Annotated in this window: 26 protein-coding genes and 1 other RNA gene; 18 read left to right on the forward strand and 9 right to left on the reverse strand. The window is 68.5% G+C overall.

All coding sequences use genetic code 11. From position 1 onward, the window contains the following. Nucleotides 1-345: 345 nt before the first annotated feature. The 6 genes from ACZ6DT_RS32280 (at nt 346) to ACZ6DT_RS32305 (ending at nt 5,214) form a co-directional block, all read left to right on the forward strand. Nucleotides 346-846: a PadR family transcriptional regulator gene (locus tag ACZ6DT_RS32280; RefSeq protein ID WP_465602393.1), complete on the forward strand. Its 501-nt coding sequence runs from the start codon at nt 346-348 to the stop codon at nt 844-846. Between the two features lie 66 nt (nt 847-912). Further along, the gene (prfB, locus tag ACZ6DT_RS32285; protein ID WP_465602395.1) at nt 913-2,016 is read left to right on the forward strand and encodes a peptide chain release factor 2; all 1,104 of its coding nucleotides are present in this window, start codon (nt 913-915) and stop codon (nt 2,014-2,016) included. Between the two features lie 135 nt (nt 2,017-2,151). Further along, nucleotides 2,152-2,841 carry a cell division ATP-binding protein FtsE gene (gene ftsE, locus ACZ6DT_RS32290; RefSeq protein WP_005168409.1) on the forward strand — a complete coding sequence of 230 codons (690 nt, stop codon included), beginning with the start codon at nt 2,152-2,154 and terminating at the stop codon, nt 2,839-2,841. A gap of 51 nt (nt 2,842-2,892) precedes the next feature. Next, on the forward strand, nt 2,893-3,786 hold the full coding sequence (gene ftsX / locus ACZ6DT_RS32295) for a permease-like cell division protein FtsX (protein ID WP_465602396.1): 894 nt from the start codon (nt 2,893-2,895) through the stop codon (nt 3,784-3,786). Nucleotides 3,787-3,838: 52 nt separating this feature from the next. Next, on the forward strand, nt 3,839-4,321 hold the full coding sequence (gene smpB, locus ACZ6DT_RS32300) for an SsrA-binding protein SmpB (RefSeq protein ID WP_465602397.1): 483 nt from the start codon (nt 3,839-3,841) through the stop codon (nt 4,319-4,321). Beyond that, a complete protein-coding gene (locus ACZ6DT_RS32305) occupies nt 4,318-5,214 on the forward strand; it encodes an amidohydrolase family protein (RefSeq protein WP_465602399.1) in 897 nt (298 codons plus the stop codon). The genes smpB and ACZ6DT_RS32305 overlap by 4 nt, the downstream gene beginning before the upstream one ends. On the opposite strand, the gene ACZ6DT_RS32310 is transcribed toward ACZ6DT_RS32305, so the two are convergent. The 5 genes from ACZ6DT_RS32310 to ACZ6DT_RS32330 form a co-directional block, all read right to left on the reverse strand. Next, a complete protein-coding gene (locus ACZ6DT_RS32310; RefSeq protein ID WP_465602402.1) occupies nt 5,204-6,529 on the reverse strand; it encodes an acyltransferase family protein in 1,326 nt (441 codons plus the stop codon). The two genes, ACZ6DT_RS32305 and ACZ6DT_RS32310, sit on opposite strands and share 11 nt — an antisense overlap. Nucleotides 6,530-6,621: 92 nt before the next feature. Next, nucleotides 6,622-6,873, reverse strand: coding sequence for a hypothetical protein (locus tag ACZ6DT_RS32315; protein ID WP_465602404.1), 252 nt, complete (start codon nt 6,871-6,873; stop codon nt 6,622-6,624). A gap of 144 nt (nt 6,874-7,017) precedes the next feature. Continuing rightward, nucleotides 7,018-7,659, reverse strand: coding sequence for a response regulator transcription factor (locus ACZ6DT_RS32320; protein WP_465602406.1), 642 nt, complete (start codon nt 7,657-7,659; stop codon nt 7,018-7,020). A gap of 52 nt (nt 7,660-7,711) precedes the next feature. Further along, nucleotides 7,712-8,851: a sensor histidine kinase gene (locus ACZ6DT_RS32325; protein ID WP_465602407.1), complete on the reverse strand. Its 1,140-nt coding sequence runs from the start codon at nt 8,849-8,851 to the stop codon at nt 7,712-7,714. After that, the gene (locus ACZ6DT_RS32330; protein WP_465602409.1) at nt 8,848-9,525 is read right to left on the reverse strand and encodes a sensor domain-containing protein; all 678 of its coding nucleotides are present in this window, start codon (nt 9,523-9,525) and stop codon (nt 8,848-8,850) included. Before ACZ6DT_RS32330 ends, ACZ6DT_RS32325 begins: the two co-directional genes overlap by 4 nt. A gap of 155 nt (nt 9,526-9,680) precedes the next feature. Here ACZ6DT_RS32330 and ssrA point away from each other — a divergent pair. From ssrA to ACZ6DT_RS32350, 4 genes are all read left to right on the forward strand, one after another. Beyond that, nucleotides 9,681-10,053: a transfer-messenger RNA gene (gene ssrA, locus ACZ6DT_RS32335) on the forward strand. 345 nt (nt 10,054-10,398) lie between these two features. Then, complete coding sequence (locus tag ACZ6DT_RS32340) at nt 10,399-10,611, forward strand: hypothetical protein (RefSeq protein WP_465602411.1); 213 nt, start codon at nt 10,399-10,401, stop codon at nt 10,609-10,611. A 178-nt stretch (nt 10,612-10,789) separates the two neighbouring features. Next, nucleotides 10,790-11,008, forward strand: coding sequence for a hypothetical protein (locus ACZ6DT_RS32345; RefSeq protein WP_465602413.1), 219 nt, complete (start codon nt 10,790-10,792; stop codon nt 11,006-11,008). A gap of 415 nt (nt 11,009-11,423) precedes the next feature. Next, on the forward strand, nt 11,424-11,585 hold the full coding sequence (locus tag ACZ6DT_RS32350) for a hypothetical protein (protein ID WP_465602415.1): 162 nt from the start codon (nt 11,424-11,426) through the stop codon (nt 11,583-11,585). Here the strand turns inward: ACZ6DT_RS32350 and ACZ6DT_RS32355 are convergent. Then, nucleotides 11,573-12,358 (reverse strand): IclR family transcriptional regulator, encoded by a 786-nt coding sequence (locus ACZ6DT_RS32355; RefSeq protein ID WP_465602417.1) that lies wholly within the window; start codon nt 12,356-12,358, stop codon nt 11,573-11,575. The two genes, ACZ6DT_RS32350 and ACZ6DT_RS32355, sit on opposite strands and share 13 nt — an antisense overlap. Nucleotides 12,359-12,670: 312 nt before the next feature. Between ACZ6DT_RS32355 and hutH the strand changes: the two genes are divergently transcribed. The 5 genes from hutH to hutI are packed head-to-tail and all read left to right on the forward strand — an operon-like array spanning nt 12,671 to nt 19,508. Next, the gene (hutH, locus tag ACZ6DT_RS32360; protein ID WP_465602419.1) at nt 12,671-14,197 is read left to right on the forward strand and encodes a histidine ammonia-lyase; all 1,527 of its coding nucleotides are present in this window, start codon (nt 12,671-12,673) and stop codon (nt 14,195-14,197) included. Between the two features lie 4 nt (nt 14,198-14,201). Beyond that, a complete protein-coding gene (hutU, locus tag ACZ6DT_RS32365; protein ID WP_465602421.1) occupies nt 14,202-15,869 on the forward strand; it encodes a urocanate hydratase in 1,668 nt (555 codons plus the stop codon). Further along, nucleotides 15,866-17,062 carry an allantoate amidohydrolase gene (locus ACZ6DT_RS32370; RefSeq protein ID WP_465602423.1) on the forward strand — a complete coding sequence of 399 codons (1,197 nt, stop codon included), beginning with the start codon at nt 15,866-15,868 and terminating at the stop codon, nt 17,060-17,062. The genes hutU and ACZ6DT_RS32370 overlap by 4 nt, the downstream gene beginning before the upstream one ends. Further along, nucleotides 17,059-18,354 (forward strand): formimidoylglutamate deiminase, encoded by a 1,296-nt coding sequence (locus tag ACZ6DT_RS32375; RefSeq protein ID WP_465602425.1) that lies wholly within the window; start codon nt 17,059-17,061, stop codon nt 18,352-18,354. The genes ACZ6DT_RS32370 and ACZ6DT_RS32375 overlap by 4 nt, the downstream gene beginning before the upstream one ends. Beyond that, nucleotides 18,342-19,508: an imidazolonepropionase gene (gene hutI, locus ACZ6DT_RS32380; protein WP_465602427.1), complete on the forward strand. Its 1,167-nt coding sequence runs from the start codon at nt 18,342-18,344 to the stop codon at nt 19,506-19,508. The genes ACZ6DT_RS32375 and hutI overlap by 13 nt, the downstream gene beginning before the upstream one ends. Before the next feature lie 37 nt (nt 19,509-19,545). Here hutI and ACZ6DT_RS32385 read toward each other — a convergent pair whose 3' ends face one another. Both ACZ6DT_RS32385 and ACZ6DT_RS32390 read right to left on the reverse strand, forming a co-directional pair. Then, nucleotides 19,546-20,304, reverse strand: a complete 759-nt coding sequence (locus ACZ6DT_RS32385; protein ID WP_465602429.1) for a hypothetical protein — start codon at nt 20,302-20,304, stop codon at nt 19,546-19,548. Continuing rightward, the gene (locus tag ACZ6DT_RS32390; protein WP_007034335.1) at nt 20,301-20,510 is read right to left on the reverse strand and encodes a hypothetical protein; all 210 of its coding nucleotides are present in this window, start codon (nt 20,508-20,510) and stop codon (nt 20,301-20,303) included. The genes ACZ6DT_RS32385 and ACZ6DT_RS32390 overlap by 4 nt, the downstream gene beginning before the upstream one ends. Before the next feature lie 114 nt (nt 20,511-20,624). Between ACZ6DT_RS32390 and ACZ6DT_RS32395 the strand changes: the two genes are divergently transcribed. Further along, a complete protein-coding gene (locus ACZ6DT_RS32395) occupies nt 20,625-22,229 on the forward strand; it encodes a sensor histidine kinase (RefSeq protein ID WP_465602645.1) in 1,605 nt (534 codons plus the stop codon). Next, nucleotides 22,204-22,878, forward strand: coding sequence for a response regulator transcription factor (locus ACZ6DT_RS32400; RefSeq protein ID WP_465602431.1), 675 nt, complete (start codon nt 22,204-22,206; stop codon nt 22,876-22,878). Before ACZ6DT_RS32395 ends, ACZ6DT_RS32400 begins: the two co-directional genes overlap by 26 nt. Here ACZ6DT_RS32400 and ACZ6DT_RS32405 read toward each other — a convergent pair. Continuing rightward, complete coding sequence (locus ACZ6DT_RS32405; RefSeq protein WP_465602433.1) at nt 22,823-23,944, reverse strand: FAD-dependent monooxygenase; 1,122 nt, start codon at nt 23,942-23,944, stop codon at nt 22,823-22,825. The genes ACZ6DT_RS32400 and ACZ6DT_RS32405 overlap by 56 nt on opposite strands. Nucleotides 23,945-23,987: 43 nt before the next feature. Here ACZ6DT_RS32405 and ACZ6DT_RS32410 point away from each other — a divergent pair, with 43 nt between their 5' ends. Continuing rightward, a complete protein-coding gene (locus ACZ6DT_RS32410; RefSeq protein ID WP_465602435.1) occupies nt 23,988-24,533 on the forward strand; it encodes a TetR/AcrR family transcriptional regulator in 546 nt (181 codons plus the stop codon). The last annotated feature ends 167 nt before the right edge of the window (nt 24,534-24,700 follow it).

Raw genomic sequence — 24,700 nt, forward strand, 5'->3', positions numbered from 1 at the left:
GGGGAGCATCAGGGTGTCTCTTGAGGCCCGGACCCCAGGTTGCACAACCCCAACCCCTACCCCAACAACAGAAAGAACGAACCGTGGGCATGCGAACCCCCCACCCCCCCGCTTCTTCTTTTCCGGTTCCGTGGCCCGTGCGCCCGTTGGGACGATGACCCGCTGTTGTCGGGCGGGCGGGGGACGTGTGCCGCTGTCCGTGGCCGGCGCCGGTTGCGCAGCGTGTTCGGTCCTTTGTGGACAGGCGTAGTGCGTTGGGCCGAATGAGCGCATATCACTAGCCACAATGGACAGATGTGCTGACCACAGTGGACACAGGTTCCGAAAAGTGGGACCGTGGAGTACGTGTCCGAATTGAATGCAACAGCCGCCGCACTGCTCGGTCTTCTCCACGACGGTCCCGCCACGGGCGGGCAACTGGTCGCGGGGGCGGGTGAGCGTTTCGGCGCCTTCTTCAGCGTGACCCGCAGCCAGGTGTACCGGGAGCTCCCCGCTTTGTCGAAGGAGGGCCTCGTCCGCCTCGGCAAGCAGGGCCCGCGGTCGAGCCAGCAGTACCTCATCACCGCGGCGGGCAAGAAGGCGTTCAAGACGTGGCTGACCTCCGAAGCCGGCCCTGACCACCTCCGCAGCCCGCTGATCCTGCGTCTCGTGCACGCCGGTTCGCTGACGGTGAAGCAGCGCTCGGCGCTGCTCGAGTCGGCGCGCGCCAGCTATACCCAGCAGCTCGACGAGGCCAAGGCCGCCACCAAGACCGCCGACGGTCCGTACGCCAAGGCTGTCGCCGAGTTCGCTCAGGCGCAGGCGAAAGCGGCACTGAAACTGCTGGACTCCATCCCCCAGTCCTGACCCGGACAGGTGCCCACGACCGGTTCCCCGCAACCGGTCGTGGGTTTTGCCGTAACCTTGTCCGACGTGAGTGATGAGTTCGATGCGGCACTGAAGGACCTGGCCGGCAAGCTGAAGCAGATCGAGTCGGTGATGGACCTGGACGCGCTGCGTGCCCAGGTGGCCGAGCTGGAGGAACAGGCATCCAGCCCGAACCTCTGGGACGACCCCGAAGCGGCGCAGAAGGTCACCAGCCAGTTGTCCCACCGGCAGAGTGAGCTGCGACGCATTTCCGAGCTGCGGCAGCGGCTCGACGACCTGGGCATCCTTGCTGAACTGGCCGAGGCAGAGGGCGACTCCGCCAGTGTGGCCGAGACCGAGACCGAGCTCACCGCGCTTACCAAGGACATCGACGGGCTCGAGGTCCGCACCCTGCTCTCGGGTGAATACGACGCGCGGAACGCCGTGGTCACCATCCGATCCGAAGCGGGCGGCGTCGACGCGGCCGACTGGGCCGAGATGCTGCTCCGGATGTACCTGCGGTGGGCGGAGCGGCACCACTACCCCACGGACGTCTACGACATCTCCTACGCCGAAGAGGCGGGCATCAAGTCCGCCACGTTCAAGGTGACGGCGCCCTACGTCTACGGCACCCTTTCGGTCGAGCAGGGCACGCACCGGCTGGTGCGCATCTCGCCCTTCGACAACCAGAGCCGCCGCCAGACCTCCTTCGCGCACGTCGAGGTGATGCCCGAGGTCGAGGAGGTCGACCACGTCGACATCCCCGAGAAGGACATCCGTGTCGACGTGTACCGCTCGTCCGGCCCCGGCGGCCAGAGCGTCAACACGACCGACTCGGCGGTGCGGATCACGCACATCCCGACCGGCGTGGTCGTGTCGTGCCAGAACGAGAAGTCGCAGCTGCAGAACAAGGCGGCCGCGATGAAGGTCCTCCAGGCGCGGCTGCTGCTGCGGAAGAAGGAGGAGGAGCGCGCCGAGATGGACGCGCTCAAGGACGGCGGCTCCAGCTGGGGCAACCAGATGCGCTCCTATGTGCTGCACCCGTACCAGATGGTCAAGGACCTGCGGACCGAGTTCGAGGTGGGGAACCCGTCGTCCGTGCTCGACGGCGAGATCGACGGTTTCCTGGAGGCGGGCGTCCGCTGGCGCAAGCAGTCCGGAGCGGCGTAGCAACCCTGCGTGAGAGAGCAAGGGACCTTTGCTCTCGCTCTCTTCCGGAGAGTGAGAGCAAAGGTCCCTTGCTCGCTTGGCCGCCGGGACCGGGCTACCCGGGCTTGACGGTGGGCATGGGTAGTATGCCGAACCGTGATCCGGCTCGAAGAGGTTTCCAAGGTCTACAAGACCTCGACCCGTCCCGCCCTCGAAAGGGTGTCGGTCGAGATCGACAAAGGTGAGTTCGTCTTCCTGATCGGCCCCTCAGGGTCGGGGAAGTCGACGTTCCTGCGTCTCCTGCTGCGCGAAGAGGTGCCGAGCAAGGGTCGCGTGATGGTCTCCAACTTCGACGTCGCCAAGCTCGCCCGCCGCCGGGTGCCGCGTCTGCGGCAGACCATCGGCTGCGTTTTCCAGGATTTCCGTCTGCTGTCGAACAAGACCGTCGCCGAGAACGTCGCCTTCGCGCTCGAAGTCATCGGCAAGCCGCGCCCCACGATCCGCAAGGTCGTGCCCGAGGTGCTCGAACTCGTCGGCCTCGACGGCAAGGCCGACCGGCTCCCCAACGAACTCTCCGGTGGTGAGCAGCAGCGCGTCGCGATCGCCCGCGCGTTCGTGAACCGCCCGCTCGTGCTGCTCGCCGACGAGCCGACCGGGAACCTGGACCCCGACACCAGCCAGGACATCATGTTGCTGCTGGAGCGGATCAACCGCACCGGCACGACGGTGCTGATGGCCACCCACGACCATTCGATCGTGGACTCGATGCGGCGCAGGGTCGTCGAGCTCCAGCTCGGCAAGGTCATCCGTGACGACGCCCGAGGCGTCTACGGCATCGGCCGCTGACCGGCCTCGCCCTCCTCCGTTACCCACGACTTCCAAGGGACATCAACCCCGATGCGCGCCAGTTTCGTCTTCAGCGAGGTAGTCACCGGCTTGCGCCGGAACGTCACGATGACCATCGCGATGATCCTCACCACCGCGGTCTCCCTCGCCATGCTCGGCTTCGGCCTGCTGGCCGTCGGCACGATCGACAAGATGAAGGCCAACTTCCTCGCCGACGTCGAGGTTTCGGTCTATCTGGTCAACGACATCAGCTCCGGTGACCCGAACTGCTCGCAGTCCGCCTGCCAGGCCCTGCGCCAGGACCTGCAGGGCAACGACGGCGTCGAGTCGGTCGTGTTCGAGAACCGCGAGCAGTCCTACGAGCGGTTCAAGAAGATGTTCGAGAGCCAGCCGGAACTGCTCGCGCTGACCGGGCCGGAGGCGCTGCCCGCGTCGCTGCACGTCAAGCTGAAGAACCCCGAGCGCAGCCAGGCGATCATCCAGGAGTACACCGGCAAACCCGGTGTCAGCAAGGTCGACGACCAGCAGAAGGCACTGGATCGCGTGTTCAACGCGCTCAACGGTGTGCGGAACCTGGCCTTCGGTGCCGCGCTGATCATGGCCGTCGCCGCGCTGCTGCTGATCGCCAACACGATCCAGGTGTCGGCGTTCACCCGGCGCACCGAGGTCGGCATCATGCGCCTGGTCGGCGCGACCCGCTGGTACACGCAGCTGCCGTTCCTCCTGGAGGCGGTGGTCGCCGGCCTGGTCGGTGCGGTCATCGGTATCGTCTTCCTCGTGCTCACCAAGGTGCTGTTGCTCGACTTGGTGCTCACCGGAGACGTGTTCCCCGCGGTCGGCATGCTCGAATTGCTGTTCCCGGTGGCGCCGATCCTGATCGCCGTCTCGGTCATCATCTCCGCGATCACCGGCTACGTGACGCTGCGCCTGTACGTGCGCCACTAGCCGCCCCGATAACCACCTGCCCGAACACAGAAACTCACGTAGAGTCGCCGCTATGCCCAAGGAACGTGGACAGAAGGTGATCGTGTCGAACCGCAAGGCTCGCCACGATTACTCCATCCTCGACACCTACGAAGCCGGTCTCGTGCTCGTCGGTACCGAGGTGAAGAGCCTGCGTGAAGGAAGGGCATCGCTGGCCGACGCGTTCGCCACGGTGGACGACGGCGAGGTCTGGCTGCGCAACGTGCACATCCCGGAGTACGTGCAAGGCACGTGGACGAACCACACGCCGCGCCGCACCCGCAAACTGCTGTTGCACCGCCAGGAGATCGAGCGGCTCATCGGCAAGACCAAGGAGAGCGGGCTTTCCCTGGTCCCGCTGTCGATGTACTTCAAGGACGGCAAGGTCAAGGTCGAGATCGCGCTCGCCAAGGGTAAGAAGTCCTACGACAAGCGGCAGGACATCTCCAAGCGCGACGCGGAGCGCACCATCAGCCGGGCCTTGGGCCGGGCGCTGAAGGGCCGGTACAACGATTGATCCACGGACCCGCTTCGGACGCCGAGATCCCTGACTGGATCTCGGCGCTGGGCATCGACGGGCTCGTGGACCTTCACCTGCACTTCCTGCCGAAGCCGGTCATGGACAAGGTGTGGGCTTATTTCGACCGGGCCGAGGAGCATTACGGCATGGCCTGGCCGGTGTACTACCGCACGTCCGAGAAAGAACGCGTCGAAACCCTGCGGTCCTTCGGCGTGCGCAAGTTCGCGCCGCTGGTCTATCCGCACAAGCCCGGGATGGCCGAATGGCTGACGTCGTGGGCGCTGGAGTTCGCCGAACGCGTCCCGGACGCCGTGCCGACGGGCACGTTCTACCCGGAGCCCTCGGCGTTGTCCGTTGTGGACGGTGCGCTGCGGGCGGGTGCCCGCTGTTTCAAGGCGCATGTCCAGGTCGGCGCCTACGACCCGCGTGACGAGCTGCTGGACGGCGTCTGGGGCGCGCTGGCGGACGCCGGTGTCCCCGTGGTCGTCCACTGTGGACACGGCCCGTTGAAGGGCGCCTACACCGGGCTACGGTTGTTCGAAGAGATCCTGGTGCGCCATCCGGATCTGACGCTGGTCCTGGCGCACGCGGGTATGCCGGAGATCGACTTCGCGTTCGAGCTGGCCAGAAGGTACCCACGCGTGTACCTCGACACCACGATGGTCGGCGTGGAGTTCACCTCGCGCGGCAACCCGCTCCCGCCGGACTGGACGGATCTGCTGGCGGAGTTCCCCGGTCGCGTCGTGCTCGGCACCGACTTCCCCAACATCCCGTACTCGTACGCCACACAGCTTCAGGCGATCGCCGGCTGGGCCGCCGACGATCGCCTGGGTGAGCCGTTCCTGCGGGCGGTGCTGCACGACACTCCCGCCAAACTGCTCAGCGTTTGAGCTGCGCCACCTCGGTGACCGAGACGGCGCGACCGAGCAGCCGCGTCCCCAGCTCCGCGACCTGGATCTGCTTGCCCGCCAAAAGGAATCCGCCCGTCGCCAGCGCCACCCACGGCGCCGGGCCTTGCGTGAGACCGTCGCTCAGCGGAGCGAACCCGTGCGCGGCGAGACCGAGCAGACCCCCGGCGATCGCCAGTCCGGCCACGACCAACTGGGGCGTGTGCGCCGTCGAGGCGGGGCCGGAGCTCTGTGTCTCGAATCGGGCGAACAGCCGCAGCAGACCGAGGAGCACCAGCCCGCACGCACCGAGCCAGGCCGGGACCATCGTCAGCCACAGCACGGAACCCGGTTCGGGCGTCTCGTAACCCAGGCCGTAGACCGCGACACCGGAGACGACGATCAGCGCCGGCATGTGCCACAGGTAGACGCTCATGAACCGCGGGCCGATCCACTTCAGGGCGGCGTCGAGACTCGGCCGGGTGGCGAGTGCGTTCAGCTGCGGTTTGAAGGCCAGCAGAAGCCCGATCTGGCCGATCGCGAGGAAGGCCAGCAGCACGGTCGGCGGGCTCATGTTCGACACCGGGGCACCCGGCATTCCGATCATGCTGGCCGGGTACGGACCGAACGCGACCATCAGCGCGGTGATACCGAAACCGGCGCCCGCCATGCCCAACGCGGCGCGGCGGCCGAGTGAACCGAGACGGCCCTGCGTGTAATGGAAACCGAGTTGGTGCACGGCCATCCAGACGAAGATCGCGTTCGCGAAACCGATCAGGCCGAGGTCGTTGAACCGGGCGACGTCGACGAGGACGGCCGCGGCGAGCATCACGAGCGGGACCTTGAGGCCCCAGCGTTGGTGCGCGGTGGCCATCAGCGGGGTGAGCAGCACGGTGAGCACATACACGGCCAGGAACCACAGCAGTTGCGCGGCGATCGCGCCACCCACCTGCAACGGCTGCTCCGGAATGCCCATCCCGCGCAGGATGTCCGGGACGAACAGCCAGACGGCCACCAGCGGCAGCACCGGGATCATCAACCGCTTGAGGCGGGCCGCGAGCCAGGAACGGGAACTTTCCGCGCGGCTCAAAGAAATCAGGTTCGCCGCGCCGCCCGCGAAGAAGACCAAGGGCATCACTTGCGACAGCCAGGTCAAAACCCACCAGCCGGGCGTCGCGAGCGCGTTCCCGGTGGAGAGATGGCCGTCGGCGTACGAGAGCACCGGCATTCCCCAGTGCTGAACGACGACCGCGAGGATCGCGACCGCTCGGACGATGTCCAGGAACCTGTCCCGGCCCTGTTTCTGGCTCGTGTGCATGGAAAGAGCCTGGTGCTTCAGTGCCACGAAAACAGCGGTGCGGACCGCCGTATCGATCTTCCTGTTTTCGCCCTCGGAAGGTGGAGTTTTCCCTACCCCACGCCGTCCGGCTCGGGCTCGGGCCGCGGCGCGGGCTCCGGGACCGGGGCGGCGCACAGCCGGAATTCCCAGCAGTCGTCCTCGGCGCGGCCGAGTTCGTACCGCGTCTCGATCTTCGGTCCGTCGTGCAGATGGACGTGCTTGAGGACGGTGCCCTCGACCGGTTCGGTGTCACCGAGTTCCTGGACGCGGCCGTCGAGGGGCCCACCGAAGAAGCGGACGCTGTGGGAGGGCCTGCCGGTCATGGGTCCTCCTCGGTTCGGCTCGTCGCTCACCACCAGTCTGCCCATGTTAGGTGAGTGACGGGTTCGCCACCAAGAGCTACTCGGGCTGCTTCGTAGCGCGGCCCGGGAAGTGACAGCAAAGGTCCCTTGCTCTCTTTTACCAGTTCAGCGTCCTAAGTAAGTGAGCACCGCGCGGACCCGGCGATGTTCCACCGAACTTGCTTCGAGGCCGAGCTTCGAGAAGATGTTGCCGATGTGCTTCTCGACCGCGCCGTGCGAGACGACGAGCGAGTTCGCGATCGCGGTGTTCGACAGGCCCTGCGCCATCAGTCCGAGCACCTCGGATTCGCGGGCGGTGAGCGCGTCGAGCGGGTTCTTGCGGCCACGGGCCATCAGTTGCGCGATGACGTCCGGATCGATGGCCGTGCCGCCGCCGGCGACGCGTTTGACCGCGTCGAGGAAGTCCCCGACGTCGGCGACGCGTTCCTTGAGCAGGTAACCGACTCCGCCCGCGCCGCCGGACAGCAGTTCGACGGCGTAGCTCTCCTCGACGTACTGGGAAAGCACGAGAACAGGCAGGCCCGGGATGACCTCGCGGGCGCCCAGCGCCGCGCGCAGACCCTCATCGGTGAAGGTGGGCGGCATCCGCACGTCGACGATCGCGAGATCCGGCCGGTATTCCTTGACCGCGACCAGCAGGTCGTCACCGTTGTCCACGGCCGCGACGGTCTCGATGTTCTCGTCGGCGAGGAGGCGGATCACCCCCGCGCGCAACAGAACCGCGTCCTCGGCGATGACAACCCGCATGCTGCCCCCAGCGTCGTGAATGAATGGCAGAGCCTATTCACTCACGAGCGGGTCACCACTGGCACGGCAGGTCCGCGCGAATCACCGTCGGGCCGCCGGGCGGGCTGACGACGGTGATCACACCGTCGATCGTGGCCGCCCGGTCGGCGAGCCCCGCGAGGCCGCCACCCGGCCGGACTTCGGCGCCACCGTGCCCGTTGTCGGTGATCTCGACGATGACCATCGAGTCGGTGCGCCACGCCTTCACACCCGCTTCGGTCGCTCCCGAGTGCTTCGCGATGTTCGTCAGCGTCTCTCCGACGATGAAGTACGCCGTCGTCTCGACCGCCGCCGGCGGCCTCGGTTCGACGTCCACCTCGACGTCGACGTGGATCGGCGATTTCGCGGCCTGTGCGGACAAGGCGGCGTCGAGGCCGCGGTCGCCGAGCACGGCCGGGTAGATCCCGCGGGCGAGATCGCGCAGTTCCGACACCGCGAGCTTGGCGTCGAGGTGCGCTTCGTCGATCAGTTCGCGCACGGCGTCCGGGTCGTGGTCGAACTTCGACTTCGCGCGGCCCAGGCTCATCGCGACGGCGACCAGGCGCTGCTGCGCGCCGTCGTGCAGGTCGCGTTCGATGCGGCGGCGTTCGGCCTCGGCGGCGTCGACCCCCCGAGCCCGCGACGCCTGCAACCGTTCGGCCTTCTGCTCCAGCCGCTGCGTGCGGTTCGGGCCGAGCAGCGAGAACGCCAGGTTGCCGTGCAGCCAGCCGAGCCACGGGGTGACCCAGATCGCCATCGGCAGCAGCACGATCGACGCGATCGCGATCGGGAGTTCCAAACAGGCCAGCGGGAACGCCGCCATCAGGTAGGCGAGGTCGCGCCACGTCGTCGCGTCAGTCAGGCGGGTCAGCCAGCGCTTGACCAGCGGAAGACCTTCGACGGGAAGCCGTTCGATCGGCCCCAGCGGCGTCTCGAGCATCGTCCGCGCCCAGCCCCGCTCCCGATCGGCGGACCAGCGGATGAAGTTGGTCGTGGCCATGAGGATCGGGAAGCCGATCCACACCACCGCCGTCGCGATGCCGACCGCCAGGCCCACGACGATCAAGACGAACTGAAGGAGCCGGAACACGAAGCTGACGATCATGTAGACGATCGACCGCAACGGCCGCGGCCGAGGAATCCCCACCTGCCGTACCTGCTGGTCGATCGTCATCCGTGCACCTCGCCCCATGAATCCTCCAGACGGCGGCGCTGGGCGTGGGTCGGCCCGAGCAGCGCCGTCGCCAGCCGGGCATGCGAACCCGCCAACGCCTTCGTCAACGCTACCGACAGGGCGATGCACAGCACTCCGAGAGCGGCCCAAGGCAGCGCCGAAACCGTCGAGTCGACGGTGAACCAGGCGTTTTCCCAGGTCGGGAAGCGGTACTCGCCGCCAGGCAGGAAGCGGTAGTAGATCGGCAGGCCGGCGAGACCGAGACTGGTCGACCAGAACGCCGTGACCAGCACGAACTCGATGATCCCGAGCGGGAAGAGCAGGAAGAAGTAGCCGAGGTCGCGCCACGTCGAGCCGTCCTTCAGCCGAGCCTTCCACCGCACGGACTGACCCGCGTCGGGCAACGGAAGGTACGGCAGGTCGATGTAGCGGTCGAGCAGCGCGTACACCCTGGCGCGCTCCATCCGGGCCGCCCCACGGACAGACAGGATCACCAACGCGAGGATCGGCAGCCCGATCCAGACGATCGCGGTGCCGATGCCCACCCAGAAGAACGACATCAGGAGCGCGAACGCCACGATGCCCATCGGCAGGTTCATCAGCAGGTAGACCAGCGAGCCGCCGAACGACGGATCGGACCTGCTCAGCTCCCGCTCGGCCGCTAGCGAACTCATGGTCGTGCTCCTCTCTGTGCGAGGAGACAAGCATGTTCCACCAGGAGGGACAGGCGACATGGTGCCCGCGGGCATCTCCCGGGTGGGGCTAGCCCCACCTGCGGGAACAACCCGGTTGCCGTCCGAGTTATGATGTACAGGTTGTATCCCACCAAGGGGGTGAACGGTTTCGACTTTGGACGTTGAATCAGGAGAAGCGTGCCGGTGCAGGCGAGAGACCACCGTAAGCGTCATCGCAAACCAATAAGCGCCGAGCCTAAGAGCCAGCGCGAGTTCGCTCTTGCTGCCTAAGCAGTAGAGTGACTCTGTCGGTCCGGGGTCGCCTCCGACCCGGTCACCGGCATCAGCTAGGAGGCTTACCGCCACACTCGGCTACGGGGTGTGGTTGGGAAACAAACAGTGGCTGGGCTCGTCACTTCAGCTTGTTCGCGTGACTGAAGGGGCCAAGTAGAGACATAGCGGACTGCGCACGGAGAAGCCCTGGTGATACGCCAGAGGACCCGGGTTCAATTCCCGGCACCTCCACTGGTCGACGGAAGCGGCCCTGCCCCTCGGGATAGGGCCGCTTCTTCGTGTCCGGCGTGCGGCGGGGTGGCGGTGCTCGGCCGCTGGTTGCCGGTCGCCCGCTTGGGCGCTTGGTTAGGCAGCGGCCCTACTATCGTCGCGCCGTCTTCGTGCGGCCTCGATCCGCCCTCGCTTGCGCGACTTCGTAATGGATGTCGGGATGTGGTCTGTTGTGAAGGCGCTTAAAGCGCCTTGCGGTCCTTCGCGCCTTTAAACGCGCCTCGCTGCTTTCTCTGCACGTGTATTTGGATTTGTTTCGCTAGGCTGTTCGGGGTGGAACATCTGTTCGATTTGAGGTAGTGTGAGGTCGTGGCCAGCGATGATGCATCTCCGGAGACGTCCATCGAGTGGTGGCGCGTCGATACTGGGATGCTGCATATCCGTAAGCAGGAGCTTGAGATTCGGAAGCGTCAGATCGATGCGGAGCAGAATGCGATTCTGGCGGAAATCAATTCTAGTGGTGTTTGGGGGTGTTCTGGTCATTCGACGTCGCCGACGTTGGTTTTGAGGACTTTCGTGTGAGGGAAAAGGAAGCCGGTGCTCGTGCCGGCGGGGCCCGGCCCTGCATCCTGGCCCGGCTATCGGCGGAGACTCCGAGCCACCCCTGGCGTCGCTGACGGGCCGAGGCCGCCGCGCATCTGGTCGGGCTGTCCTGCGGCGCGATCGTCGCGAATCTCCTGCCGCCGCGCGGCGGCAGGAGATGGTCCGGACGCTCACCGCGGTCGAGCCGCCCACGGCCGGGTCGTACGAGGTCGTCGGCGCGTGGGACGCCGAGCTGAGGGGCCTCCTCGTCGACTTGCTGGAAGTTCCTCGCGAGGTCTTCGAGGTCTTCTTTCCGCTCGCCGGTGTGCCGCTGCCCATCCCGGATCCGGTGCCGGAAACGCTGCCGGAAACGCTGCGGCGGGGGTCCGCGCGTTGATCGGGATGCGACCGTCGGGAGACGTGGAATTACCGCTCGATACGCTGGCCTCGGCGGATTTCCCGATGCTCGTGGTCATCGGCCGGAGTACGAGGTCATCGCCGACGCGATCGCGGGCAAGGCTGACGCTGTCCGCGACGTCGTGACAGGGATGGGGCACTTGATGTCCGACGTCGAGGAGCCGTTCAATACCCGGCTTGAGACCTTTTGGATCACGGAGAGTAGCAAAACCAAGGTCATTTTCGTCTCAATTTCACCCTCGCCGGGAACAGTCGCGGGGCGGGATGTCATGCTGTGTGTCCGACCATGGCCCTCTTTCGAACCGACCCCGTGTCGCCGGAGGGCCGGAAGAAGGTAGCAGATGACCTGGGCTAGGCATTCCAGTCGTCCCGATCCCGCAGAAGACCAGAGCCGCATGGCAGGTGTGCGGGCTGAGGAAGAAATCCGCCTCACCGTGCAGAACGGCAGGGCCGCAAGGACCGTCGCCGGGCACTCTTCGGACGCACTCGACTGCGCCGAACTGCTGGCGATGCTCGGGCTCGAGGGAGTTCAGAAGAAGCACGCTCAGCGCACCTGACCCCCGATCCGGGTGGTCAGTTCGGCTGCGGTCAGACGGACCTCTTCGGCGAGGTCTGGCCAAGTTTCCTCGCATCCCTCGGTCCCCGGGCAGAGGTGGCGGAGGGTCACGCTGATCGCGGCCATCGGCCGGCCGCCGTGGTCGAAGACCGGGCAGGCCACCGAGGCGAATCCTTCGGTGACGTGACCGTCTTCGACCGCCCAGCCGAGCCTGCCCTCCGCGTTCAGCGTGCGGCGTAGCTCGGCGAGGGTGCGTGGGCCGCGGCCGGTGCGCAGCACGAACGCCGACGCGGCCGGGAAGAGTGCGCGTACGTGCGGCGATGGCAGGTGCCGCAGTATGGCCCTGCCCGATGCCGTGAGCTGGCCGGGCAGCCGCACGCCGACCTCGGTGACCAGGGTTTCCGGGCGCGCAGGGCGTTCTTTGACCAGGTAGAGCGACTCGTTCCCGTGCAGCACGCCGAGATGCGCGGTGTGGCCGACCCGATCGGCGAGTTTGCCCAGCAGCGGGACCGCGAGCCGTTCCAGTGGGTCGTGCCGCAGGTAGGCCGAGCCGAGTTCGAACGCGGCGATGCCGAGGCCGTATCGGCGCTCGGCGGGCAAGTGCGCCACGAAACCGGCCGCCTCCAGCTCGGCGAGTAGGTGATATGTCGTCGAACGCGGGAGGCCGAGTTCGCGCGCGATCGCGGCCGCCGACACCGGGCCCGGCCGGGCCGCGAGGGCACGAAGGATGCCGAGGCCGCGCCGCAGAGCCGGTACTTCGCTGCTCTCACCCATGCCGACCTCCTGTTTCGCTCGGCGCGGTAGCAAGGGACCTTTGCTCCCATCGTCCGGTCCTCAGCCGGGACGGCTGTGGTGACCGTGTGGATCTCGGGTCATTCAACGCACCAATATCCACACAGTCAGTACGCATCACTACGCGGAGTACAGAGTGTGTGGATATAGGGACGTTGAATGTCCCTATATCCACACACCTCCGTCGCCCGCGATAGCAAAGGTCCCTTGCTACCACCGCGCGTGTCTTGGATACCAGACACAACCACCGGTTGGGGCCGCCCACCAGCGGGCATGGCGTTGTCCAATGGGGCTATGCCGGAAACCGTACTTCTGGGCTCCGAACCGCTTCGGCCTGAACAGGTCGTCGCGGTCGCCCGTGATCACTCGCCCGTCGCGGTCAGCGAAGCGGCCGAGAAGAACCTCGCCGCGACGCGTCAGCACATCGACAGCCTCGCCCACGCCGAGATGCCCACGTACGGCGTCTCGACGGGCTTCGGGGCGCTCGCGACCAGGCACATTCCACTCGAGAGTCGTACCGCCCTGCAGCGGTCGTTTATCCGGTCGCATGCGGCGGGCGCGGGCCCGGTCGTGGAAACCGAGGTGGTGCGCGCGCTGATGCTGCTGCGTCTCCGCACCCTCACCAGCGGGTACACCGGCATCCGGCCGCAGACCGCGCAAACGCTTGCGGCCTTGCTCAACGCCGGGATCACCCCGCTCGTTCACGAGTACGGCTCCCTCGGCTGCTCCGGTGACCTCGCGCCTCTCGCCGCTGTCGCGCTCGCACTGATGGGAGAGGGCGAAGTCGAGTACAACGGCGAGGTCGTCTCGGCCGGCGTAGCGCTGAAGCACGCTGGCATCGAGCCGATCGTTCCCGCGGAGAAGGAGGGCCTCGCCCTCACGAACGGGACCGACGGCATGCTCGGCATGCTTCTGCTCGCCGCGGCCGACCTGCACAAGCTTCTCGACACCGCCGACATCACCGCGGCGATGAGCGTCGAAGCGCTCCTCGGTACTGATCGCGCCTTCGCCGCCGATCTCCAGGCGCTGCGCCCCCACCCCGGGCAGGCGCGGAGCGCCCAGCGCATGTGGGCGGCGCTTCAGGACTCGAAGATCGTCGAGAGCCACCGCGGTCCGGACTGCAACCGCGTCCAGGACGCTTACTCCCTCCGCTGCGCCCCCCAGGTGCACGGCGGCGCACGCGACAGCCTCACACACGCCGAACTCGTCGCCGAGCGTGAGCTTCACTCCGCGATCGACAACCCGGTGGTGCTGTCCGACGGCCGCGTCGAGTCGAACGGCAACTTCCACGGCGCCCCGGTCGCGTACGTGCTCGATTTCCTCGCCATCCCGCTCGCGGACGTCGCCAGCATCGCCGAGCGCCGCACGGACCGGATGCTCGACAAGGCCCGCTCGCACGGTCTGCCGCCGTTCCTCGCGTTCGACCCCGGCGTCGATTCGGGCCATATGATCGCCCAGTACACGCAGGCGGCCATCGTCAGCGAACTCAAGCGTCTCGCGGTGCCGGCGTCGGTCGATTCGATCCCGAGCAGCGCCATGCAGGAGGACCACGTCTCCATGGGCTGGTCCGCCGCGCGCAAGCTGCGCAAGGCCGTCGAGGGGCTCAACACCGTCCTCGCCATCGAACTGCTCACCGCCGCGCGGGCACTCGACATGCGCGCGCCCCTGGCCCTGTCGCCGGTCACCGGCCGGGTCCGGGATCTCGTCCGCACCAAGGTCGATGGCCCCGGCCCTGACCGTCATCTGGCGCCGGAGATCGCCGCCGCCGAAGAACTCATCGCGTCGGGTGCCGTCCTCGCCGCGGCCCAACTGGAGGTCTGAGCTCATGACCCGCACGGTCCGTGCCGCCCGAGGCACCACGCTCACCGCGAAGAACTGGCAGACCGAAGCCGCGCTGCGGATGTTCCACAACAACCTCGACCCCGAGGTCGCCGAGCGCCCGGAGGACCTGGTCGTCTACGGCGGCACCGGCAAGGCCGCCCGCAACTGGGCCAGTTTCGACGCGATCACCCGTGAGCTGACCAGTTTGGAGCAGGACGAGACGCTGCTCGTCCAGTCCGGCAAGCCGGTCGGCGTGTTCCGCACGCACGAATGGGCACCGCGCGTGCTCATCGCGAACTCCAACCTCGTCGGCGACTGGGCGACGTGGCCGGAGTTCCGGCGCCTGGAGGCGCAGGGCCTGACCATGTACGGCCAGATGACCGCGGGGTCCTGGATCTACATCGGCACACAGGGAATTCTCCAGGGCACCTACGAGACCTTCGCCGCAGTCGCCAAGAAGCTTGCTTTGAATGGGCGCGGTGACGGCAGCCTCAAGGGCACTCTGACGGTCACCGCCGGTCTCGGTGGCATGGGTGGCGCGCAGCCGCTGGCGGTCACGATGAACGACGGCGTCGCGCTCGTCATCGAATGCGACCCGCAGCGCGCTCTCCGCCGCGTCGAGACCCGCTACCTCGACGAGGTCGCCGACGACCTCGACGACGCGATCCGCCGGGTGGAGGCCGCGAAGAAGGAGAAGCGCGCGCTGTCCGTCGGCGTGGTCGGCAACGCCGCCGAGGTGCTGCCCGAACTACTGCGTCGCGGCGTCGAGGTCGACATCGTCACCGACCAGACTTCCGCACACGACCCGCTTTCGTACCTGCCCAAGGGTATCGGCGTCGACGAGTGGCAGGACTACGCGGACAAGAAGCCCGACGAGTTCACCGAGCGCGCCCGCGAGTCGATGGCGGAGCACGTGGACGCGATGCTCGGTTTCCTCGACAAGGGCGCCGAGGTCTTCGACTACGGCAACTCCCTGCGCGGCGAGGCGAAACTCGGTGGCTGCGAGCGGGCGTTCGACTTCCCGGGGTTCGTGCCCGCCTACATCCGCCCACTGTTCTGCGAGGGCAACGGCCCGTTCCGCTGGGCGGCCCTGTCGGGCGATCCGGAGGATATCGCGGCGACCGACCGCGCGATGCTGGAACTGTTCCCGGAGAACGAATCCCTCGCACGCTGGATCAAGCTGGCTGGCGAACGTGTCGCCTTCCAAGGGCTTCCGTCGCGGATCTGCTGGCTCGGCTACGGCGAGCGGCACCTCGCGGGCCTGCGGTTCAACGAGATGGTCGCCAGCGGCGAGCTGAAGGCGCCGGTCGTCATCGGCCGCGACCACCTCGACTCGGGCAGTGTCGCCTCGCCGTACCGCGAGACCGAGGGCATGGCCGACGGTTCCGACGCGATCGCCGACTGGCCGTTGCTGAACGCGCTGGTCAACACCTCGTCGGGGGCCAGCTGGGTGTCGATCCACCACGGCGGAGGGGTCGGTATTGGCCGCTCCATCCACGCAGGCCAGGTCAGCGTGGCCGACGGAACCCTGCTGGCGGCGCAGAAACTCGAGCGCGTGCTCACCAACGACCCGGGCATGGGCGTCATCCGGCACGTCGACGCCGGCTACGACCGCGCCGCCGACGTCGCCGGCGAGCGCGGCGTGCGCGTGCCGATGCGGGACGCCGAGTGACCGCGTCTTCGCTGCTGGAGGAGATCTCGGACGTCGGCCGCGACCCGAAACGCGGCGGCTACTCCCGCCACGCCTTCGACGCGGCCGAAACCGAACTGCGCGCGTGGTTCGTCGAACGCGCGGGACGGTTGGGACTGGGTGTCGAGACCGATCGCAACGGCAACCTCTGGGCCTGGTGGGGCACCCCCGGGCCGGACGCTGTCGTCACCGGGAGCCACCTCGATTCGGTGCCCGGCGGCGGCGCCTTCGACGGCCCGCTCGGCGTCGCGAGCGCACTCGACGCGGTGGAGATCTTGCAGGCCAAGGGATTCCGTCCCGCCAAGCCGTTCGCGATCGTCGTCTTCGCGGAAGAGGAGGGTGGTCGTTTCGGTGTGCCGTGCCTGGGTTCGCGGCTGCTGACCGGGACCATCGACGCGGACAAGGCGCGCGGCCTGCGTGACCCGGACGGTGTGACGTTCGCCGAAGCGGCGGCGAAATCCGGCCTCGATCCCGATCGGGTCGGCCGGGACGCCGAGCGCCTCGGCCTGATCGGGCGATTCCTCGAACTGCACGTCGAGCAGGGACGCGGGCTGATCGATCTCGGTTCGCCGGTCGCCGTCGGCAATACGGTGATCGCGCACGGCCGGTGGCGATTCTCCTTCCAGGGGCAGGGAAACCACGCCGGTGCGACGCTGATCGGCGATCGTCGTGATCCGATGATCCCGGCGGCCGAGACCGTGCTCGCCGTGCGGAAACTGGCGAAGGCGACCGCTGACGCCAGGGCCACCGTCGGCAGACTCGTACCCACTCCCGGTGGCACCAACGTCATCGCGTCCACTGTGGACCTGTGGCTGGACGCACGGGTGCCGGGTACGGGTACGCCCGAACTGGTCGCGGAGATCGCGAAGCTGGCCGAAGAGGCGGCCGGGCAGGAAGGCTGCCACGTCGAGGTCAGCAGGGAGTCGTACTCGGACGACGTGGTCTTCGACGACGCGCTGCGCCGCGACCTGGGCACCTGGCTCGGCGGACCGCCGGAACTGCCGACCGGTGCCGGGCACGACGCCGCGATCCTCGCCGGGTTCGTCCCGTCCGGGATGCTCTACGTGCGCAATCCGACCGGGATCAGCCATTCGCCGGAAGAGTTCTCGGAAGCGGCGGACGTCGACCACGGTGCCCGCGCGCTCGCGGACGTCTTGGAGAAACTGTCGACATGACGACATATTGGTGTGAACGGGCCTGGCTGCCGGACGGGGTCGCCGAGGCCGTCCGGATCGAGGTCGGCGGCGGGACGATCGTTTCCGTGACGGCGAACGCGCCTCGTGAAGGGACTGTCCTGAGTGGACTGACTCTGCCGGGCTTCGCCAACGGGCACTCGCACGCGTTCCACCGTGCGCTGCGCGGACGGACGCACCATGATCGCGGGACCTTCTGGACGTGGCGCGAGCGGATGTACTCTCTCGCGTCGCGGCTCGATCCGGACTCGTACTACCGGCTGGCGCGTGGGGTCTACGCGGAGATGGTGCTGGCCGGATACACGAGTGTCGGCGAGTTCCACTACCTGCACCACGCGCCGGGCGGAAAGCCTTACACCGAGCCGAACGCGATGGGCGAGGCCCTGCGACAGGCGGCGAGGGACGCCGGGATCCGGCTGACGTTGCTCGACACGTGCTACCTCGCGGGCGGCATCGGCGTCGGGCCCGACGAGGTGCAGCAGCGGTTCTCCGACGGTTCCGCGGCGAACTGGGCGCGGCGAGTCGGCGAACTGGGGGAGGACGAGACGTTCCGGGTGGGTGGCGCGATCCATTCCGTGCGCGCCGTTCCCGAAGATCAACTGTCCGAAGTGGATAGTGGGGACCGCCCGTTGCACATTCATCTTTCCGAGCAGCGGGCCGAGAACGAGCAATGCCTGGCGGCCTATGGCCGGACGCCGACGGGGCTGCTCCAAGACCACGGCGTACTCGACGAGCGGCTGACCGCGGTCCACGCGACGCATCTGACCTCGGATGACGTCAAGCGGCTCGGCGAGGCGCGGAGTCGTGCCTGCTTCTGCCCGACGACCGAACGGGACCTCGGCGACGGCATCGGTCCCGCGCGGACGTTGCTGGACGCGGGTGTGCGGCTGTCGCTCGGCAGCGACAGCAACGCGGTCGTCGACGCGTTCGAGGAGACCAGGGCGCTGGAACTGAACGAGCGGCTCGCCAGTGAGAAACGTGGCCGGTTCACCGCGGAGGAACTGCTCGCGGCGGCGACGGATCACGGCGCGATCGGCTGGGACGAAGTCGGTGCACTGGCTCCGGGCGCGGGCGCGGACCTGGTCACGGTCGGCCTCGGTTCCGTGCGGACCGCGGGAATCGAGCCGTCCGGGGTGGTGTTCGCCGCCTCCGGGGCGGACGTCCGGGAGGTCGTCGTCGCCGGGCGTGAGATCGTCCGCGCTGGCGCGCATCAGCTGATCGACCGGCCGGAAACGGTCTTGGCCAAGGAGATCGAGGCATTGTGGCAGTCCTGATCACGGGTATCGGCGAGCTCACCACGAACGACGCCGAGCTGGGCAAACTCCGCGACGCGGCCGTCATCGTCGAGGGCGAGACGATCGCCTGGGCCGGTTCGGCGGCGGACGCGCCCGACGCGGACGAGCGGATCGACGTCGACGGCCGCGCGGTGCTGCCCGGCTGGGTGGACAGCCACACGCACCTCGTCTTCGCCGGGGACCGGACGGCCGAGTTCGAGGCTCGGATGGCAGGTAAGGCGTACAGCGCCGGGGGGATCGCGGTCACCGTCGACGCGACGCGATCGGCTTCCGACGAGCAGCTGGCGGCGAACCTGCTGCGTCACGTCGACGAAGCTGCGAAGCAGGGCACGACGTGTCTGGAGACTAAGACCGGGTACGGGCTCAACGTGGAAGACGAGGTGCGCTCGGCGCGGATCGCCGCCGACGTGGCCGACGAGGTCACCTTCCTCGGCGCGCATCTGGTGCCGCCGGGCGCGGACGCGGAATCCTATGTGGACCTGGTTTGCGGCGACATGCTCGACGCGGTGGCGCCGCTCGTGCGGTGGGCGGACGCGTTCTGCGAGACCGGTGCGTTCGACGAGGCGCAGTCCGGGCGGGTGCTGAAGGCGGCGCGGGAACGCGGACTCGGGCTGCGGGTGCACGGGAACCAGCTGGGGGAGGGGGCGGGCGTGCGGCTCGCCGTCGCACTGGGGGCCGCGAGTGTCGACCACTGCACGTACCTGAGCGAAGCCGACGTAGAGGCTCTCGCTGCTTCGGACACTGTCGCGACCTTGCTACCGGCGTGTGACCTCTCGACCCGGCAGCCGCTGGCGCCGGCGCGGCGGCTCCTGGACGCGGGGGCGACGGTCGCGCTGGCGAGCAACGCGAACCCGGGCAGTTCGTACACGACGTCGATGGCGTTCTGCGTCACGACCGCGGTGCTGCAGATGCGGATGACGATCGAGGAGGCCGTCTGGTCGGCGACGGCGGGCGGCGCTCGAGCTCTGCGGAGGGACGACGTCGGCGTCATCCGGCCCGGCGCGCGGGCGGACCTTCAGGTGCTCGAAGCGCCTTCGGTCACGCACCTCGCCTACCGGCCAGGAGTGCCGCTGACGGCCGCTGTGTGGCGACGCGGGGAGCTTCTGACCTGCGGTTTCGCCGCAAAGCGATAGCAAAGGTCCCTTGCTCCCCCGCCGAGCCACGTCGAGATCAGGAGGCTCGGCCGAGGGTTTCCTCGATGCGCCGGCGTAGTGCGGGCGGGAGTTCGCCGAGCAGGTTGGACCACTGCTCGACCCGTTTCTCGCTCAGGTGGGTGAGCAGGTCGAGCACCGGCGGCCACAGGTCCTCGTCGGCGGCCGCGACCCGCAGCAGGCCGCGGAACCGGGCTTCGGAGAGCAGTCCGAGGACGTGATCGATCCGGCCCTTGTCGTCGAGTACGAACGCGATCCGGATCAGCGCCTGGTCGCCGATGACGTCGAGTGCCCTGCGCACCGTCGGATCGGGCAGGTGGCCGACGAACCGGCCGACGGTGATCCAATCCTCGCGGCGCACGAGTTCACCGGCGACCGCGACGACGGTGTCGAGCGGGATCCGCGCGATGATCGCGCTCGCGCGGCGCGGGTCCAGTTCGGCCGCGACGTCGGCCAGGAAGGGCGGCTTCAGTCGCTTCGCGACGTCGACGCCCCGGGAGACGTCCACCAGTCCGGCGATCCGCGCGCACAGAAGCGGGCCGAAGACCTTCTCGGCGATCTTCGCGAGGATCGGGCTCGGAACGAGCTTGCTCGCCATCGCCATCCGCTCGAGGGCGGCGCGGTTGGCGTCGAACAGCGTGTCCGTGACCTGCTCGCGGAACGCCTGGAGTTCGGCCGCGTCCACGTGCTCCAGGTAAGCGAGCCGCTCAGGAGTGGTGCCGAGGATGCGAGCCAGTTTGAGGATCTCCGCCCGCGAGGCGAAGCTTTCGGTGGTCACAGGCCCACCACCTTGCGAACGGTGCCCCGCAGAAGCGCGGGTACGTACTTCAGGCCCTCTTCGCCCGCTTCGGCCAAGGCCTTGGCCTGACGGTGGCGCGCGTCGCGCAGCGCGTCGGAGAGGTCCTGCTTCTCGTTGTCGGCCAGCGCTTCGATGCCTGCCGGGACAGGACCGCCTAGCTGACCGGTGAGTGTGCGCTCGGCCATGGTGGATCATCATGCCTCATCGGACCGGGAAGCAGGGGACCTTTACTTTCGTCCATGGCGGTCCGCTCGTCACGGCTTGTAGCGTCCAGGTCTGTGAAGGACGCAGAGGAGCCCGTGCGGCGCGGGCGGCGGCTGGTCATGGACGTCGCGCTGTGGCTCGGGCTCTGCGGGTTCGTGGTCATCGACGCCGGGAACAACCCGAATCGCTGGGAACTGATCGCCGGGCTGACCGCGGTCACGGCCGCGGTCGGGATGTGGCGGCGCTACCCGGTGGTCTCACTCGCCATCGCGATGCTCGCCAGCTTCGTGATCCTCGGCAGTTTCGGCGGGCGGGTGCCGATCTGGGAGGGCTTCCTCCTGGTCGCGGTGAGCTACCTCGCCGGATACCGGGAGCCGATCGCGAAGCCGATGCTGCGCGTTTTCGCGGCGGTCTCGGTGGTGGCGGTTCCCGTCGCGCTGGTGTGGGCCAAAGACGGCTTCTCGGCCTGGGGTGCGTTGCTCGGCATCCTGGTCTTCGCGTCGGTGACGCCGTGGCTGCTGGGCCGCTACATCCGGCAGCGCGAGGACATGGCGCGTGACGGCTGGCGCCGCGCCGAAGAGATGGAGAGCCGTCAGCGGCTCATCGCCGACCGCGCGCGGCTGCGCGAACGGACGAGGATCGCCAGCGACATGCACGACTCGCTGGGCCACGAGCTGAGCCTCATCGCGGTGCGCGCGGCGGCGCTGGAGGTCGCGGGCGGGCTCGACGAGCAGCAGCGGCGGGCCGCCGGTGACCTGCGACAGAGTGCCGCGACGGCGACCGAACGGCTGCGCGAGATCATCGGGGTCCTGCGCGAGGACGACGCGCCGACCGAGCCGGTGCACGAGAGCATCGACGAACTACTCGACCGGACCAGGGCGTCCGGCGTACTGATCGAGTCCTCTGTGGACGCGCGGCTCGACGGTGAACCGCAGATGGTCGACCGCGCCGCGTATCGCGTGGTCCAGGAATCGGTCACGAACGTGGTGAAACACGCGCCGGGTGCCGCCGTCACCGTCCGGGTCGGGCGGTCGGCGGGGCGGACGGACGTCGTGGTCACCAACGCCGCGCCGCCCGCCGGGCCGTTGCCGGGCCGGGTGTCGGGCAGGCGCGGGCTGATCGGCCTGCGCGAGCGGGTCCGGCTGGTCGGCGGGACGCTGCGGGCAGGACCGCACGAAGGTGGATTCGAGGTCAGCGCGACCTTGCCGCACGACGCGGCACCGTCGGAGGAATCGCCCGAGAACCAGGCGGCGATGGACGCCGAGGTGGGGCAGTCGATGTCGGCCAGGGAACTGGAACGCGCCCGCCGTGACGTCCGGCGCAGCCTGATCCAGGCGATCGTCGTGCCGATCGGGCTGTTCGGCCTGGTGGTCGGGATCAGCGGGGTGGTGTTCCTCGTCCAGTGGTACGGCTCCGTACTCGCCGGTGGCGACTACGCTCGGATCCGGGTCGGCCAGACCCGGGTGGAGATCGCGTCCGTCCTGCCCGGCGGCCAGCGGATCGCCCGGCCGCGCGTGGTGGAGCCCCCGGTGCCCGCGGGGGCGACATGCGAGTACTACGGCACCGAGCGCACCGTGTTCAACTTGAACTACGAGGCCTACCGGCTTTGCTTCGCCGAAGGGAAACTCGTGGCGAAGGACATGATCAGTGAAGACGAACAAAGGGGGAACCCGGATGATCCGGGTGGTGCTGGCCGATGACGAGGCGATGATCCGCGCCGGCGTGTCGGCGATCCTGGCCGCGGACGCCGGGATCGAAGTGGTCGCGGAGGCCGAGGACGGCCGTGCCGCCGTCGAGCAGGCGCGCGCGACCAGGCCGGACGTCGTTCTCCTCGACATCCGGATGCCGGTCATGGACGGGCTCAAGGCGGCCGAGGAGATCCGGCGGCTGCTGCCCGAGATCGGCGTGATCATGCTGACCACGTTCGGCGAGGACACCTACATCGAGCGCGCGCTTGGCCTCGGCGCGAGCGGTTTCCTGTTGAAATCCGGGGATCCGCGCGAACTGCTGTCCGGCATCCACGCTGTCGCGGGCGGTGCGGCGTTCCTCTCGCCGAAGGTCGCGCAGCGGGTCATCGCCCGCTTCTCCGGCAATCAGGTGTCCCGTGCCGAAGAGGCGCGGGCGCTGATCGGCAAGCTCACCCCGCGTGAACAGGAAGTGCTGGCGCTGCTGGGTTCCGGACTGTCCAATGCGGACATCGCGGCCAAGCTTTTCGTGGTCGAGGGTACGGTGAAGGCCTACGTGAGCACCATCCTCAACCGGCTCGGAGTGCGGAACCGCGTGCAGGCCGCGATCACCGCGTACGAGGCGGGGCTGGTCGGCGGGGAACCGGAGGTGTCCAGCCGCTGACCCCGGCACCGATGCGGGCGGTGAGGGCGCCGGGCAGCAGGCGGAACACCCCGTTGCGGACGGCCACGGCGAACGGGTTGCGCAGCTGGGGGCCTATTTTTCCGGCCCGCACCGAAGATTTGACGACCGCTTGGCTGCGTGGGCGCCGCTGCTCGTCGTAACTCTTCAGTGCCGCGTCGACGTCTTCGGTGGTGCTCAGCGCGGCGGCGAGGACGACGGCGTCTTCGATCGCCTGGCAGCCGCCTTGGCCGAGGAACGGCGGCATCGCGTGCGCCGCGTCGCCGAGGAGCGCGACGCGGCCCCGCACGTAGGACGGCAGGGGAGTGCCGAGCAGGTGGAGATCGTGGTGGAGCAGCGTCTCCGGCGTGGTCGCGTCGATGAGCTCGGGAATGGGATCGTGCCAGCCGCCGAAGCGGTTCTTCAGATACGACTTCGGGTCTTCGTGCCGGACGCCCGCTTCGGCGACGTAGCTCGCCCACCAGTAGACGCGGCCGTCGTGCAGCGGGATGACGCCGATCTCGGCGCCGTCGTCCCAGCTCGTACTGAGGTCGGTGGGGTGAGGGACGGTGGTCACCGCGCGGAAGGCCGTGCTGCCGCTGTAGACCGGCTCGGGATGCCGTGGCCACAGCTGCTTTCGGGCCGCGCTGTGGATTCCGTCGGCGGCGACGATGACGTCGGCGTCGAGCTCGGCGAGGTCGGTGACCTCGACGCCGGTGCGGACGCAGCCGTCGGGCAGGGCGTCGCGGAGAGCGCCGACGAGGTCCGCGCGGTGGATGGCGGCGAGTGGGCGGCCGTGCTGTCGGCGGAACGCCTCGGCGTCCCAACGGGTGATGCGGCGGCCCTCGCGGTCATGGAGACCGCCGGACGCTTGTTCCCGCAGCTTGCCGAGGCGGACGCCCAGTGTTTCGAGTGAGCGCAGGGCGTTCGGCCACAGTGAGATGCCTGCGCCGACGGCCGTGAGCTCCGGCGCCCGTTCGAGGACGGTGACCTCCCAGCCGATGCCGTGCAGCCCGATGGCGGCGCTCAGTCCGCCGATTCCTCCGCCGACCACGATCGCGTTGCGCATGTCGACCTCCTCTACATTTGTAGAGTACTACTACACTTGTAGAGTGCGAAAGGCGACGATCGGGGACGCGGCCATCGAGGTGATCGCGGCCGAAGGGATGCGGGGGCTGACACATCGCGCCGTCGACCGGCTCGCCGGGCTGCCGCCGGGTTCGACCTCGTATTACGCGCGGACGCGGGCGGCACTGCTGGAGCTGGCGATCTCGCGGATGATCGAACTCGACGAAGTCACTCTCGACCCGCCGCCCGGGCGGCTGGCCGAGTACGTGGCGGGGTTCGCCCACGCGGCGATCACGAACGGGCGGACGCGGATGCTCGCGCGATACGAATTCGCGCTGGAGGCGACGCGGCGGCCGGAGCTGCGCGAGGCCTACGACCGCGGGGGACTGGTCATCCGGCGGCGGTGCGCCGAGGTGCTCGCCGGATGCGGATCGGCGGAGCCGGAGCGGCACGCGCGGGTGCTCGTCGCGTGGCTGGACGGGACGATCTTCGACGCGCTGGCCGGGACCGGCTCGCTGCGGCCGCCCGGTCTGGAGGAGCTGACGCGAGGGGCGCGGGAGGTTTTGGCGGGGCTCGGGGTGGCGGGGTAGCAGGGGACCTTTGCTATCGCCGGGCGCGCTGACCTGCGGTTTTGTCCTCGGGGGAGCGGGGGACCTTTGCTGTCGCGTTCCTGATGGGCAGGGTGTGTGGGGGTGGGGGCGGTGAAGGGCCCCATCTCCCCACCCCCCATCCTCCCCCCCGTTATGTGTCCTCGCTT

It is taken from the genome of Amycolatopsis sp. NPDC041971, from assembly GCF_055588925.1.

Excerpts from the sequence above, each read along its gene's own strand:
- ftsX (WP_465602396.1), top strand. The coding sequence starts at position 2,893 with ATGCGCGCCAGTTTCGTCTTCAGCGAGGTAGTCACCGGCTTGCGCCGG.
- smpB (WP_465602397.1), top strand. The coding sequence starts at position 3,839 with ATGCCCAAGGAACGTGGACAGAAGGTGATCGTGTCGAACCGCAAGGCT.
- ACZ6DT_RS32310 (WP_465602402.1), bottom strand. The coding sequence starts at position 6,529 with ATGCACACGAGCCAGAAACAGGGCCGGGACAGGTTCCTGGACATCGTC.
- ACZ6DT_RS32315 (WP_465602404.1), bottom strand. The coding sequence starts at position 6,873 with ATGACCGGCAGGCCCTCCCACAGCGTCCGCTTCTTCGGTGGGCCCCTC.
- ACZ6DT_RS32320 (WP_465602406.1), bottom strand. The coding sequence starts at position 7,659 with ATGCGGGTTGTCATCGCCGAGGACGCGGTTCTGTTGCGCGCGGGGGTG.
- ACZ6DT_RS32325 (WP_465602407.1), bottom strand. The coding sequence starts at position 8,851 with ATGACGATCGACCAGCAGGTACGGCAGGTGGGGATTCCTCGGCCGCGG.
- ACZ6DT_RS32330 (WP_465602409.1), bottom strand. The coding sequence starts at position 9,525 with ATGAGTTCGCTAGCGGCCGAGCGGGAGCTGAGCAGGTCCGATCCGTCG.
- ACZ6DT_RS32345 (WP_465602413.1), top strand. The coding sequence starts at position 10,790 with ATGGTCCGGACGCTCACCGCGGTCGAGCCGCCCACGGCCGGGTCGTAC.
- ACZ6DT_RS32350 (WP_465602415.1), top strand. The coding sequence starts at position 11,424 with ATGGCAGGTGTGCGGGCTGAGGAAGAAATCCGCCTCACCGTGCAGAAC.
- ACZ6DT_RS32355 (WP_465602417.1), bottom strand. The coding sequence starts at position 12,358 with ATGGGTGAGAGCAGCGAAGTACCGGCTCTGCGGCGCGGCCTCGGCATC.
- hutH (WP_465602419.1), top strand. The coding sequence starts at position 12,671 with ATGCCGGAAACCGTACTTCTGGGCTCCGAACCGCTTCGGCCTGAACAG.
- hutU (WP_465602421.1), top strand. The coding sequence starts at position 14,202 with ATGACCCGCACGGTCCGTGCCGCCCGAGGCACCACGCTCACCGCGAAG.
- ACZ6DT_RS32375 (WP_465602425.1), top strand. The coding sequence starts at position 17,059 with ATGACGACATATTGGTGTGAACGGGCCTGGCTGCCGGACGGGGTCGCC.
- ACZ6DT_RS32390 (WP_007034335.1), bottom strand. The coding sequence starts at position 20,510 with ATGGCCGAGCGCACACTCACCGGTCAGCTAGGCGGTCCTGTCCCGGCA.
- ACZ6DT_RS32400 (WP_465602431.1), top strand. The coding sequence starts at position 22,204 with ATGATCCGGGTGGTGCTGGCCGATGACGAGGCGATGATCCGCGCCGGC.
- ACZ6DT_RS32405 (WP_465602433.1), bottom strand. The coding sequence starts at position 23,944 with ATGCGCAACGCGATCGTGGTCGGCGGAGGAATCGGCGGACTGAGCGCC.